The following is a 13910-nucleotide window of genomic DNA, read 5'->3' on the forward strand; positions in this document are numbered from 1 at the left end:
CTTTATCAATTGGATCTATTAACTCATTAAATTTAAAATGATTTCATACTGAAACGGTATAGATTCCTGAATATTTTTTACAAAAATTGCGTCTTTTTTAATTTAAAAGGTCGTTCATGTTAATTAAAACAACTATTGGCGTTATTTAAAATCTTCATTGAAGAAGTAATTTAAACTTTTTATTTAAACGTTTTGCAACTTTATCAATTAGATTTATTAACTCATTAAATTTAAAATAATTTTATGTTGAAACGGTATAGATTCCTGAATATTTTTTACAAAAATTGTGTCTTTTTTAATTTAAAAGGTCGTTCATGTTAATTAAACAACTAATGGTATAAAAAATAAGGCACTAATTATTTGTGCCTTATTTTTAGTTATTTAATCTATTTTCAACACTGAGCGTTTTTTACGGCTTATAGCTCATTTGATATTCCACCTTCAAATAATTTATCAAGCTCTTCAATAAAGGCTTGTTCAGGCCGATGGTAAAAGACGCCATGTTCAGGCATGCCACGCAAAAACAGGTAATAAACACCGCCAAAATGCGTTTGGTATTGGTAATTTGTTAAGCGATTTTTTAAAAAACGATGCAATGCTAAACAATAAAGTTGATATTGCAAATCATAACGATGCTCACACATCACTTTTTCTAAAGCGGCTTGATGATAAGATTCAACGCACTTACCTAGCCAATTTGATTTGTAATCAACCACATAATATTTTCCTTCAAATTTAAAGACTAAATCAATAAATCCTTTTAACATGCCTTGTACAGCGTCAAAGTCTAACTTTGGGCATAATTTTGACAAATTATCATATCGTTTACATAAGCTATCTAATTGCTGGCTAGTTACCGTTTTGCGTATAGGGAGATAAAATTGCAATTCATTAATATGTTGATCCAATAATACTTTTGATAAGATTAAATTTGGCTTATGCAGTTGTGTACCCAATACTTGCTGCATCCATTTAGTTATTACGCTATGCCATGCTGGTTCTAAATTTAGCTTTGTCAACATGTTATTGCATAATGCATCAAGGTTATCTGGCGTGACCTCTTCCATAATGCTATGCATTAATGTACCGACATATGCCCCTTTAGGAAAATGATGAATATCATATTGAAAATCAGCTGGCAGGGAACTGTTTGTGTCAAGTTGTGGTTCGTCCCAGTCATTAATAATATCAGGATGGTAAGCCAATATTTGATCATTATGTTTTTGTAATTCCGTGTAACTTGTGACCCGCCAATCACTTGAGATATTGCGCGAAAATACGTTAGCTGACAAAACTTGGTTTGGCAAAATTTGGGGAATATACTGCTTACACTCTACGGGTAATTGTACATCGACTAAATTAGCCATACGTTCAATTGATCTTAATTCACTATTTAATAAATAATTAATAGCAGATTGATTGGCTTTCAATGAGGCAAGACCAATGTAACAATGGTAAACAGAGCGCGTCATTGCAACATATAATAATCGTAAATCTTCAGCAAGTCGTTCGTTTTCTATTTGTTGTTTAATCTCGTCAGTTAACCGCCATACATAATTTAGCTGATAGTCATCATTTTTATCATGATAAAATTGGCTATCTGATATTCGACACAATGAAATAAATGGTAACCAAACAATCGGGAACTCCAATCCCTTTGATTTATGAATAGTAATAATCTTAACAAGGTTTTCATCACTTTCGAGGCGTTGCTGATGATTTTCTAAGTTAAGATCAGGGCTAACTATTTGCTTTGTAAACCAACGAATTAACGCATGTGGGCTATCTAATTCATTTGATGCATCTTGTAGTAATTCCCCCAAATGCATTAAGTTGGTTAATGTTCGCTCGCCATCTTTGTGAGCTAATATGTTTTCAGCTAAATGACGTTTTTTCATCATTCGGCGTAACATAACTAACACACCATAATATTGCCAAATTGCTTGGTATTGTTTGAACTCTTCAACTAAACTTTCCCATTTGTCTTGATTGTCAGTAATTTGCTCTAGCTCAGTCATGGTTTGCCCTAGCAATGACGTCATCAACGCTAATCTTAGTGTTGCTTCGTTTTCAGGCATTAAAACGGCCTGTAGTAGGTTCAATACATCTTTTGCCTCATTTGAAGAAAAAACGCTACTATGGTTTGATAGGTAAACACTTTTAACACCACAATTAGCCAATTTTTGTTGAATAATTTCTGCTTCACGCCCAGTGCGTACTAAGATGGCAATATCAGCCGTTGTTACAGGGCGCTGTTGTTTTTCATTATCAATTAATATTGATGAATTAGATAACAAAGTCACAATTTGGTCAGCACAACAATTTGCCATGTGATTTTGATAATCTGTTTTAGTTGTAATTTCGTCAGGCAATAAATATGCTGTTAACGCACCTATTTCTTGGTTATTAATTTGCAAAGACTTTTGTTGATTCTGTTTTGCTACATCCATAGGTAAAAAAGGAATATCTTCAAATATGAATGGATTATCGCAATTAGCAAACAATTGGTTAACAGCGTTAACCATCGCTGCCGACGAACGATGGTTTACATCCATGGTAAAATAATTTTCTCCTGCCGATTGTTTAGCTTTTAAATAAGTGAATATATCAGCCCCCCGAAAACTGTAAATGGCTTGCTTAGGATCGCCAATAAACAGTAAGCCTCGATCGGTCTGCTTGTTATCATAAATATGGTTAAAAATTTGATATTGCGCAGGATCGGTATCTTGGAATTCATCAATCAAGGCAACACAGTATTTTGAAGCTATACTTTTCGCTAATCGTGCGCCTGTTTTTGCATGTAATGCGCGATTAAGTTGCCCAATAAGATCATCAAAGCTCATTTCGCCATTTTTAAGTTTCTCGTTGTAAAGATCTTTTTGAATCACACTGACGATATCTATTAAAATTTGGCTACGTAAATCAAACGATTGTTTGAATAAGTCGTCAATCTGATCAAAAACAAAATGGTATGGCGCATTCTTTCCTTCTTTCGTTTTTTCAATTAAAACCGATTGCTTAAACTTTTCGAGCTCATTAGGTAATTGGAAAGATTGAGTTGCATTATTTGCCCATGCTGAGACTTTAGTCACCCAATTAGGTAAATTTCGACGGCTATATGATTGTTTGCTGACACCTGATTGAGAAATGATATCGACTAACTCATCAACCGACGCTAGCCAAGACTGCTTAACATTTTCAATTTTCTCATAATTTATTTGATGAAACGCTTTAATTTTAGCTGTGATATCTGGATTTATCGGTTTATTGTCGTTTAGATCTAAGCCTAAATATGGGGTAATATCTTTCAATAATTCCGTTGGATCTTGCCATGTTGCAAGGACTAAATAGGCAAGCGATTTATCCAGTGGCGTAAAGTAGTGGCGCCAAAAGTCTTGTGTTACTCGCAATTTTAGTTGTGATTCATCTGAAACTAACTTTTGCTCAAATAATACGCCAGATTCAAACGCATGACTGGTGAGTATACGCTGGCAAAAACTATGGATAGTATAAATTGCCGCATCATCCATTGATTGTTGAGCAACGGTAAGTCGTTGCACCGCTAATTTTCGATCGTCAACTAATTCAATGAGTTGTTGATAAATAGGATCTTGATGTTGTCCTTCCAATAATCCAATTCGTAGTTCTTGTATATTTTTCCTTATTCGAGAACGTAGTTCTTGGGTCGCCGCTTTGGTAAAAGTAACTACCAGAATTTCGTTAACCTCTAAAGGTCTTGGGTAGCTATTTTGGCCAATGCCAAGTAATAACCTTAAGTAAATAAAGGTGAGTGAATAAGTTTTGCCTGTTCCAGCCGATGCTTCAATTAAAGCTCGACCAGTTAACGGCAAATCAAAAAGATTAAGTTTTTTTACTCCGCTTGATAAAACCATTCAAGTTTTCCTGCAGAGTCTAACGACAAATTAATACAAGCAATTGCCGCTGTAGGAAACATAGGAGGATTGATTTGCGGGCACAATTCATTAACTAAATATCCCACTAGAGGTAGATGTGATACCACTATTACATTTTCAGTGCCTTCAGCTAGCAACATCGTTAATATGCCAGCGGCATGTGATGAGTTACCACCGGGCACTAAAAACTGATCAGTTTCAATCTTTGCAACATTAACGTGTGATGATAATGCAGTAAATGTCTGTTGAGCACGTAAATAAGGGCTGACTAAACCAAGCTCAAATTGATAACCTTGCTCTTTAAGCCACATTCCAGCTTGATTCGACTGTTTTATGCCATAATTGGTTAAGGCTCTGCTAAAATCCGATGAAGCAGAAAACCCTGCTTCACCGTGTCTCATAATGCAAACTTTCATTTATAGTTAATTTTCATCTATAGTTAATTAACGTAATTTTAATTGAAAAATCATAGATTCTGCACCACAGCAAAAGGTAAATTTTACTGATAATTTAAATCCATCGTTAACTTTTTCAATATTGCTATCAATTTTGCATGGTTCTGTTTCAACATTTTTTGCAGCTTGTGTTAATGAAGCCAATTTAGCTTGAGCTTCTGATTCTGTTGCAAAAACGTGCTCATACCCAGCAGTACAATCTTCGTTGTCAATTATTGTACCAACATCCACACAACAACATGCTGCTGTTTCATTAGCTTTACATTTATTTAAGGAATTTGCCATGCTATACCTCTGTTTACCGTTTAATATTAGCAACAGTATACTCTCAATCCTAACTTAGGGCAAAACACTAACATTGTTTTATTTTAGTTTCTTTCTCAGAAAAATTTATGACTAATTCATTATGTCTATATTACTTATTTGCAATAACTAGACCGCTAACCATACTTACCTCGTATTGATTAACTTTTGAAGTTATATCATTAATTTTCTAACTCAATCTTGCATGGCCTCAATATTGCATGGCATATAGGGCGAACGACTTTGCTAGTAGTTGTTCAAAATGAGAGGAGATAAATTTACCTCTGCCAGATGGCAGAGGTTAACATCATTAAAATTTAGGTGCTGAAGGGCGACCACGTTTTTTTGCAAATCCTTTATCAGATATATCAGATTTGCCACTTTTACGGCCTCGCTTTGCTTCAGCCGTTGTGCCAGTACATAGACTCATTTTCATTGGTTGATTAAGAACTCTTACTTTTTCAAAATGTTTCAACATGTCTTTCGGCATGCCTTTTGGTAATTCAACAGTTGAATAAGTATCATAAAGTTTAATATTACCAATGTACCGACTACTAATATCACCCTCATTGGCAATTGCTCCAACAATATGACGAACTTCAATACCGTTTTCTTTACCCACTTCAATGCGGTACATATCCATATCGCCAACATCTCGGCGCTCTCGACGTTTGGGTGATTCACGGTTATCACCACGCAACCGACGCTCGCCTCCTCGGCTATCACGATCTCGCATTTCTCGCGCAGGTTTAAATACTGGATCTGGTGGTAAAATTAGTGGGCGTTCACCTTGCGCTAATTTTAATAAAGCAGTTGCAATTGTTTCTAAATCAGCTCCGCTATCAGATTGTATTTGTGCTAATAGATTTTGGTATTGGTCTAAATCGCTACTTTCAAGTTGTTTTCGGACTTGTTCAGTAAATTTAACTAAACGACGTTTTTCAAGTAGCTCTTTAGATGGTAATCCAACTTCTGGAATCGGTTTTTTAATAGTTTGTTCGATATTCTTAAGTAAACGACGTTCACGGCTATCAACAAATAAAATAGCTCGACCTGCTCGACCTGCTCGACCTGTTCGTCCAATACGGTGAACATAAGATTCAGAATCTAATGTGATATCATAATTGATAACTAAACTAATACGCTCAACATCCAGCCCACGAGCAGCAACATCAGTTGCAATTAAAATATCAAGCCGACCGTTACGTAAGCGATCTAAGGTCTGTTCTCGTAATTGTTGTGTCATATCGCCATTTAAAGCAGCGCAACTATAACCATTTTTTTCAAGTACATCAGCTACATCTAAAGTGGCTGATTTTGTTCGAACAAATATGATAGCGGCATCAAAATCTTCTGCTTCTAAGAAGCGAACAATCGCTTCGTTTTTACGCATACCACGAACAAGCCAATAACTTTGATCAATATCAGGTGCTGTTTGATTAGTCCCTTTAATTTGAACTTCCTTTGGATTATGCATAAATCGTTTAGTAATACGACGAATTGGTGCTGGCATTGTTGCCGAAAATAATGCTGTTTGATGATCTTCTGGGATCGTTGCCATGATGCTTTCTACATCATCAATAAATCCCATTCTTAGCATTTCATCTGCTTCATCAAGTACTAAACCTTTTAGATTGGAAAGATCCAATGTTTTGCGATTTAAATGATCAAGTAAACGTCCTGGTGTGCCAACCACAATTTGTGGACCTTGTTTTAAGGCACGTAACTGGACGTCGTAGCGTTGCCCACCATATAAAGCAAGAACTTTTACTCCTTTCATATATTTTGAATATTCAGAGCAAGCATCAGCAACTTGTATTGCTAATTCTCGCGTTGGTGCTAAAACTAAAAGTTGTGGTGCTTTTAAATTTGCATCAATATTCATTAAAAAAGGAATTGAAAACGCAGCTGTTTTACCGCTACCTGTTTGTGCCATACCCAATACATCATTACCATCTAATAATAGAGGAATACACTCAGATTGGATAGGTGATGGTTTGCTAAAACCAAGATCATTTAAGGCGTTAAGGATATCCTCGGATAAACCAAGGTCAATAAAAGAAACTTCTTTTGTCATGTAAACTCGCTTATAAATTTTGAATATATAAACTTGTTTATTTCGTTGGCAAAGATATTAATATTTATGAATAAACATCAATAGTTAACTATCTTATTTTGCCAAGCAAATAAACAAAGCAAATATAAATTTATGCCAGCTCACTAAATTGAAAATTTACAACTAACCCCAATAACTAACTGCCGATATTGACTTAACAACGATTCGATATAAAACAAAATAGATTTAAAACAAAATAGATTTAAAACTAATTAACGTTTATATAATCGAAAATAAAGCTAACAGCACTATTCAATGTTAAGAATATATTACTGGCAAATCAGAATACGCTATAACGACATTTTCACTTTTAAAACTGGCATGACCCTTGTTACTTTTCTTCAAGTAACTTCATTTCATAGAGTGCCTGTTGATGTTCAACATAATTATAAATATTATTTGCTAAAGCATATTTAAATAACATTTTGGCACGCTCGTCGTCACCTTTACTTTGGTAATACTTACCTAAGTAAAAGTAGGCTTCACAAAGGCGTTCGGCTAACTGCCGATTACTCTCAACGCCTTCTTGAAGGTTTTGCATTAATTTAGGCTCACTTATTTTTCCTAAATAAAATGCAATAATACTACCACTGTAACTCGTTTTATCATTAATCAGCTCATAACGTTTTTGTAGCTCATTTTGCGCAGACTTATTGTCTGTTTCTTTTTCGATCAAATAAAGCCATAAAATCCTGATAGGTTCATTCACATCATATTGATAAAACTGCAATGCATCACGTTCTGCTGCTTGGTAATGCCCAGTGCGATACAAGGTAATTGCCCGATTTAAATAGGCATAAGCATAAGTAGGATCAAGCTCTAATGTAGTATTAAAGGACGTTAAAGCCTCATCAAAATTACCTTCTCGCAGAGCATAAGTTCCCAAAAAATTATAAACATCAGGAATTCCAGGGTTAAAATTTAACAAATAAGAAAAATCACTTTGTGCAAAAGCTTTAAACCCTAATGAATCGTAAACAATTCCACGCTGAAAAATGAGCTGCATACGCGTTGCAGTGTCAATATTTTTTTGAGATAGCTGTTGGCTGATCTGAGCAATTTTTAACTCATCATCATAAGAAACTTGCTCAGGAACAGCCAGCAGGAGCTGAGAGTTAGTACAACCCGACAAAAGAATAACAGCCAGTAAAAAGCAGTATACAGTCCTCAGGTTGAATAATCTCACTTTTATCCCCCTAGTGAATAATATGTTTATTCTGCAGTCGGAGCTATTTCTACCGCTGGCTCAACAGCATCTTTCATACTGAGACGGATTCTACCTTGGCGATCAATTTCAAGCACTTTGACATTGACTTCTTGGCCTACTTTTAGATAATCAGCCACTTTTTCGACTCGATGATCAGCTATTTGGGAAACGTGGACTAGCCCTTCCTTTCCACCGATAACAGATACAAAAGCACCAAAGTCAACAATTCTAGTTACTTTTCCTGTATAAATTTTACCTATTTCAACATCAGCAACCAAGTTAGTAATGCGAGCCATAGCATCTTTAGCTTTATTTCCATCAGAGGCTGCAATCTTAACGGTACCATCATCTGCAATTTCAATGGTTGTACCTGTCTCTTCGGTTAAGGCACGAATTGTTGCACCACCTTTACCAATAATATCGCGGATCTTATCTGGATTAACATTCATCGTATAAATACGAGGAGCAAATTCAGAAATCTCTTGACGAGGTTGATTAATTGCTTGCTCCATCACACCTAAAATATGCAAACGAGCACCTTTAGCTTGATTTAATGCAACTTGCATAATTTCTTTAGTGATACCTTCAATCTTGATATCCATTTGAAGCGCACTTACACCGTCACGGGTACCGGCTACTTTAAAATCCATATCACCAAGATGATCTTCATCACCTAAAATATCAGATAACACAACAAACTGATCGCCTTCTTTCACTAGCCCCATTGCAATACCAGCAACAGAAGACTTAATTGGCACACCGGCATCCATAAGCGCAAGCGAAGCGCCACAAACCGAAGCCATTGAAGACGAACCATTTGACTCAGTGATTTCAGAAACCACACGCACAGTGTATGGGAATTCTTCCTTACTTGGCATTACCGCAGCAACACCACGTTTAGCTAAACGACCATGACCGATTTCTCGACGTTTTGGAGAGCCGACCATACCTGTTTCACCAACAGAATATGGAGGAAAGTTATAATGAAGTAAGAAGCGCTCAGTATATTCGCCTGTTAACTCATCTATGATTTGTGCATCGCGTTCAGTTCCTAAAGTCGCCGTAACTAATGCTTGCGTTTCGCCACGCGTAAACAATGCACTACCATGTGTTCTTGGTAAAACATTAGTACGAATATCAAGTGCACGAATCATATCTTTTTCACGACCATCAATACGTGGCTCACCGGCAATAACACGTTGGCGAACAATTTGGCTTTCTAAATCGACAATAATATTAATCGCTTCGTTTTCATCAAGCTCTTCATTTTGTTCTTTTAACGTAGCTAATACTTCTTCTTTGATTAAATCAATTTGTGCATAACGCGCTTGTTTTTCGGTAATACGATAAGCTTCACCTAAACGCTCTTTAGCTAGCTCAACAATCGCATTATATAATGCTTCGTTTTTAGCTGGAGCTACCCAATCCCATTTTTCACAATTGGCTTTTTCTACAAATTCATTGATATTATCGATAACAATTTGTTGTTGTTCATGACCAAATACCACTGCGGCTAACATTTGATCTTCAGTTAGTAGATCTGCTTCAGATTCAACCATCAATACTGCACTTTTGGTTCCTGCCACAACTAAATCTAAACGACTTGTTGCTAGTTCTTTTACTGATGGATTTAATACAAATTCATCATTAATAAAACCAACACGAGCCGCACCAATAGGACCATGGAATGGTACACCAGACAAACAAAGTGCGGCAGAAGCACCAATCATCGCAACTAAGTCAGGGCTTACATCAGGATTGACTGACACAACTGTTGCAATAATTTGGATTTCATTAACAAATCCTTCAGGAAATAATGGACGAAGTGGACGGTCGATTAAACGTGCAATTAAAGTCTCGCCTTCACTTGGTCGGCCTTCACGTTTGAAAAATCCACCTGGAATGCGTCCCGCTGCATAAGTACGTTCTTGATAATTAACCGTCAACGGAAAAAAGTCTTGACCCTCTTTTACTTTTTTATTGGCAACAACTGTAACAAACACAGCTGTATCATCCATATTGACCATAACAGCTGCCGTTGCTTGACGAGCCATAATACCAGTTTCTAAAGTTACTGTATGACGGCCATATTGAAATTTTTGAGATGTCGGGTTAAACAAAATAATGTCCTCTTGTTCTTTATTATGTTGAAGTTTGATATTTCGACTGGGAGTAACATTACATTACTCTTATTGATATTCTCTTCAACAATGTGGGGGATATTTTCAACAAAAAGATTATTTCACTGTCACGACTAATGACAAATCTATAAGTTATAGAGCTCTCATTAGTCGCGCGAAACATGAGATACAATCTTCACTTTGTTGAATTACATAAAATATTAATTTTTATTTTCGTGCTCTACATTATATCAGAGCGCTGTTTTTTCACAACGAAAAAGAGGCCTAAGCCTCTTTTCAAGTAGATTATGAATTAGCGACGTAAACCTAGTTTCTTAATCAATTGACTATAACGTTCAATATCTTTACGACGTAAATAATCTAATAATTTACGACGACTAGACACCATACGTAATAAACCACGACGACTATGATGATCTTTCTTGTGCTCAGAAAAATGACCTTGTAAATCATTGATACGTGCAGTCAAAAGAGCAACTTGAACTTCAGTTGAACCAGTGTCGTTAGTTCCTCGCCCATATTCGGCAACGATTTTCGCTTTAGCTTCTACAGTTAGAGACATAACAAACCTCTTAAAATCAAAATAAAATACGGAACGACCGATCTCTAATTCAGACATTCCTCGATATTCATATAGCGATATTAGTAGCTATATGAATTACGCGCAATTATACTAGAATTTATTAAAATAGCAATTCGATTTATTCTTAATTTAACAACCTTATTTCAACTTAAAACCATATTCTTCTTGAATGAGTTTTTTAAGCGCTTCAATATAATTTTGCGCTGATATACTTAATTGTGCTTTTTGTGAGGTGATCCAACCAATTAGGATTTTTTCTTCTACATCTAACGGTATTGATAAAATATCAGATCCATTTAAATCGGTACTTAATACCCCAGTGCTAATAGTATAACCATTAAGCCCATGCAATAGATTAAACAACGTGGCTCTATCACTTACATGAATGCTTTTTTTATGATAAACCGTACTTAAAATCTCTTCAGAAAAATAAAATGAGTTATACTCGCCTTGCTCAAAAGAGAGGTAAGGGTAATCTTCTAAATCATCTAACGTTAATGATTTCATTTCAGCTAATGGATGGTGAGTACTGATAAATACATGAGGATGCGCTTCGAAAAGTGGATAAAATGTTAATCGATGCTCTTTCAGTAAACGTAAAATGACCTTTTGATTGAAATCCGTTAGGTATAAAATGCCAACTTCACTGCGCAAATTGGCAACATCGGTGATAATATCATGGGTTTTTGTTTCTCTTAAAGTAAACTCGTACTCATCAGTGTGGTTTTTTTTAATTAAATTAACAAAAGCATTAACTGCAAACGCATAATGCTGAGTAGATATGCTACACAACTGCTTAGAAGGCTCTTTTTTGGAATAGTGTTGTTCTAATAACTCGGCTTGATCTAATACTTGCTTAGCATATCCTAAAAACTCAACGCCATCTGGCGATAAAGAAACACCTTTAGAGCTACGCACAAAAATTTCAATACCAAATTCAGTTTCTAAATCTTTCACTGCCGTTGATAAACTTGGCTGAGTAATATACAGATTCTTAGCCGCTTCATTAATTGAACCCGAACGAGCGATTTCTAAAATATAGCGTAATTGTTGAAGTTTCATAATGTTAGTTAACAGTGTTATCACAAACTAGCTTAATTAATACAAATATATACTAAATAATATTTAAGTGAAGTGAATAATTGTTTCCACTTTTATACTGAAACATATAATTTTCTAAAATTTTTTAACAATAGCTTACTTGCGATTAGTCGAGAAAAATGAAAAGAGATGAAACTGACCGAACGATAAAATCACTTTAATTATATTAGCCAAAGCCGCTAACGCACAATTAATATTAAAATAGAGCAAAGAACTAATTATTTAACTGGCGCTAAATTAAAAAAAGTTTTCATAAATCAATTTGATACTCATAAGCGTTGAAACGGTGATTAGCATGGGTCTGATTAATTTGCGACCTTTGGTAAGCGCCATCTTAGCGCCAATTCTAGCACCTATACATTGGCCGACTAACATTACAAGCCCAAGCGACCATACCACTTCGCCGCCGACAATAAAAAATAGCAAGCCAGCTAAATTTGAGGTAAAGTTTAGCACTTTGGTATGCGCAGTTGCTTTGGTTAAATTAAAGCCTGCCAATGTAATATAGGCTAAAGCATAAAACGAACCAGCACCAGGTCCAAAAAAACCATCATAAAACCCAATACCCAAAGCAGGAACGAGAGCAAATTGGATAAGTGTAAGTTGGCTTTTTCGATCGTTTTCACCAATGGTTGGAGATAGTAAAAAATAAAGCCCAACGCCAATAGTTAAAATAGGCAATAATAGTTTCAAAAAGTCAACTTGGACATGCATCACTGATAATGAACCAATTGCAGAGCCAATAAAAGCAAAAGCAATTGCCCATTTTTGTTGTGTTAGATCCACCATGCGCTGACGAATAAAATATAAGCTAGCCGAAAATGATCCGCCACAACTTTGTAATTTATTTGTAGCCAATGCACTTGCGGGCGGTAAGCCAACTGCTAGTAAAGCTGGTACGGTTAGTAAACCACCACCACCCGCAATTGAATCAATAAATCCCGCTAAAGTAGCAATGACAAACAGTAAGATAAGTAATTCATAGCTCATAGCTGATTTACATCGTTACATTGAGCACGGTAACGAAGATAATGATCCATTAGCACAATAGCGACCATTGCTTCAGCTATGGGTACTGCACGTATTCCCACACATGGATCATGTCGACCATGGGTTGAAACTTCAACTTGTTCACCATAAATATTGATTGATTGACCAGCAATTTCAATACTTGGCGTCGGCTTTAAGGCTATACTTGCTAATATCGTTTGCCCTGAACTAATCCCCCCTAAAATACCGCCAGCATGGTTAGACAAAAAACCTTGCTTGGTGATCTCGTCTCGATTTTGGCTACCTCGTTTATTGACAACAGCATATCCATCGCCAATTTCAACGCCTTTTACTGCATTAATACTCATTAAAGCATGAGCAAGCTCAGCATCTAATTTATCAAACACAGGCTCGCCAAGTCCAACAGGAACGTTTTCGGCAACAATGCAAACTTTAGCTCCAATTGAGTCGCCTTCTTTTTTTAGCGTTCTAAGTAACTGATCAAGTTCTTCTAATTTACCTTCATCAGCGCAAAAAAATGGGTTTTGTTCAACTTGTTTCCAGTCTTTTAATTCACATTTTACATCACCCATTTGAGCTAAATAACCACGAATAGTTACGCCAAGCTTCTCTTGTAGATACTTTTTAGCAATAGCACCTGCAGCAACCCGCATGGCTGTTTCACGGGCTGAAGAGCGACCTCCACCACGATAATCGCGTATACCATATTTATTTTGATAGGTATAGTCAGCATGACTTGGTCTAAATACATCTTTTATTTTGCTATAATCTTGGGAGCGTTGATCAGTATTTTCAATAAGCAAACCAATACTTGTACCGGTTGTAACACCTTCAAACACGCCTGATAAAATCTTGACTTGATCTGCTTCACGGCGTTGAGTGGTATAACGAGATGAACCAGGTCGACGACGGTCAAGATCATATTGCATATCCGATTCAGTTAAAGCAAGTCCAGGAGGAACACCGTCAACAACACATCCTAATGCGATGCCATGCGATTCTCCAAATGTGGTCACTTTAAATAATTTTCCAATTGAGTTTCCTGCCATAATAAATTTATTCCAATTATTAAAAACAGC

The 13910-nt window shown here is 36.0% G+C and carries 10 protein-coding genes; all 10 read right to left on the minus strand.

From position 1 onward, the window contains the following. Positions 1–416: 416 nt before the first annotated feature. The gene (gene recB, locus A9G45_RS06165; protein ID WP_065567218.1) at positions 417–3893 is read right to left on the minus strand and encodes an exodeoxyribonuclease V subunit beta; all 3477 of its coding nucleotides are present in this window, start codon (positions 3891–3893) and stop codon (positions 417–419) included. Next, on the minus strand, positions 3872–4315 hold the full coding sequence (gene sixA, locus A9G45_RS06170; protein WP_218057048.1) for a phosphohistidine phosphatase SixA: 444 nt from the start codon (positions 4313–4315) through the stop codon (positions 3872–3874). The genes recB and sixA overlap by 22 nt, the downstream gene beginning before the upstream one ends. Before the next feature lie 42 nt (positions 4316–4357). Continuing rightward, positions 4358–4654: a YfcZ/YiiS family protein gene (locus tag A9G45_RS06175; protein ID WP_065567220.1), complete on the minus strand. Its 297-nt coding sequence runs from the start codon at positions 4652–4654 to the stop codon at positions 4358–4360. A 328-nt stretch (positions 4655–4982) separates the two neighbouring features. Continuing rightward, entirely contained in the window at positions 4983–6749 is a 1767-nt protein-coding gene (locus A9G45_RS06180) for a DEAD/DEAH family ATP-dependent RNA helicase (protein WP_081297840.1), read from the minus strand. Positions 6750–7119: 370 nt separating this feature from the next. Further along, on the minus strand, positions 7120–7974 hold the full coding sequence (gene nlpI, locus A9G45_RS06185; RefSeq protein ID WP_065567221.1) for a lipoprotein NlpI: 855 nt from the start codon (positions 7972–7974) through the stop codon (positions 7120–7122). A 26-nt stretch (positions 7975–8000) separates the two neighbouring features. After that, on the minus strand, positions 8001–10115 hold the full coding sequence (gene pnp / locus A9G45_RS06190; protein WP_065567222.1) for a polyribonucleotide nucleotidyltransferase: 2115 nt from the start codon (positions 10113–10115) through the stop codon (positions 8001–8003). A gap of 313 nt (positions 10116–10428) precedes the next feature. Then, a complete protein-coding gene (rpsO, locus tag A9G45_RS06195) occupies positions 10429–10698 on the minus strand; it encodes a 30S ribosomal protein S15 (RefSeq protein WP_065567223.1) in 270 nt (89 codons plus the stop codon). Between the two features lie 159 nt (positions 10699–10857). Beyond that, complete coding sequence (locus A9G45_RS06200; RefSeq protein WP_065567224.1) at positions 10858–11781, minus strand: LysR family transcriptional regulator; 924 nt, start codon at positions 11779–11781, stop codon at positions 10858–10860. Positions 11782–12057: 276 nt separating this feature from the next. Continuing rightward, positions 12058–12810, minus strand: coding sequence for a TSUP family transporter (locus tag A9G45_RS06205; RefSeq protein ID WP_065567225.1), 753 nt, complete (start codon positions 12808–12810; stop codon positions 12058–12060). Continuing rightward, complete coding sequence (gene aroC, locus A9G45_RS06210; protein WP_065567226.1) at positions 12807–13880, minus strand: chorismate synthase; 1074 nt, start codon at positions 13878–13880, stop codon at positions 12807–12809. The genes A9G45_RS06205 and aroC overlap by 4 nt, the downstream gene beginning before the upstream one ends. Between the last annotated feature and the right edge of the window lie 30 nt (positions 13881–13910).

The sequence above is a fragment of the Gilliamella sp. HK2 genome (genome assembly GCF_001690265.1).
GTDB lineage: Bacteria > Pseudomonadota > Gammaproteobacteria > Enterobacterales > Orbaceae > Gilliamella > Gilliamella apicola_C.

Coding starts and splice junctions, on each gene's coding strand:
- A9G45_RS06200 (WP_065567224.1), bottom strand. CDS start 11,781: ATGAAACTTCAACAATTACGCTATATTTTAGAAATCGCTCGTTCGGGT.
- A9G45_RS06180 (WP_081297840.1), bottom strand. CDS start 6,749: ATGACAAAAGAAGTTTCTTTTATTGACCTTGGTTTATCCGAGGATATC.
- aroC (WP_065567226.1), bottom strand. CDS start 13,880: ATGGCAGGAAACTCAATTGGAAAATTATTTAAAGTGACCACATTTGGA.
- sixA (WP_218057048.1), bottom strand. CDS start 4,315: ATGAGACACGGTGAAGCAGGGTTTTCTGCTTCATCGGATTTTAGCAGA.
- recB (WP_065567218.1), bottom strand. CDS start 3,893: ATGGTTTTATCAAGCGGAGTAAAAAAACTTAATCTTTTTGATTTGCCG.
- A9G45_RS06205 (WP_065567225.1), bottom strand. CDS start 12,810: ATGAGCTATGAATTACTTATCTTACTGTTTGTCATTGCTACTTTAGCG.
- rpsO (WP_065567223.1), bottom strand. CDS start 10,698: ATGTCTCTAACTGTAGAAGCTAAAGCGAAAATCGTTGCCGAATATGGG.
- A9G45_RS06175 (WP_065567220.1), bottom strand. CDS start 4,654: ATGGCAAATTCCTTAAATAAATGTAAAGCTAATGAAACAGCAGCATGT.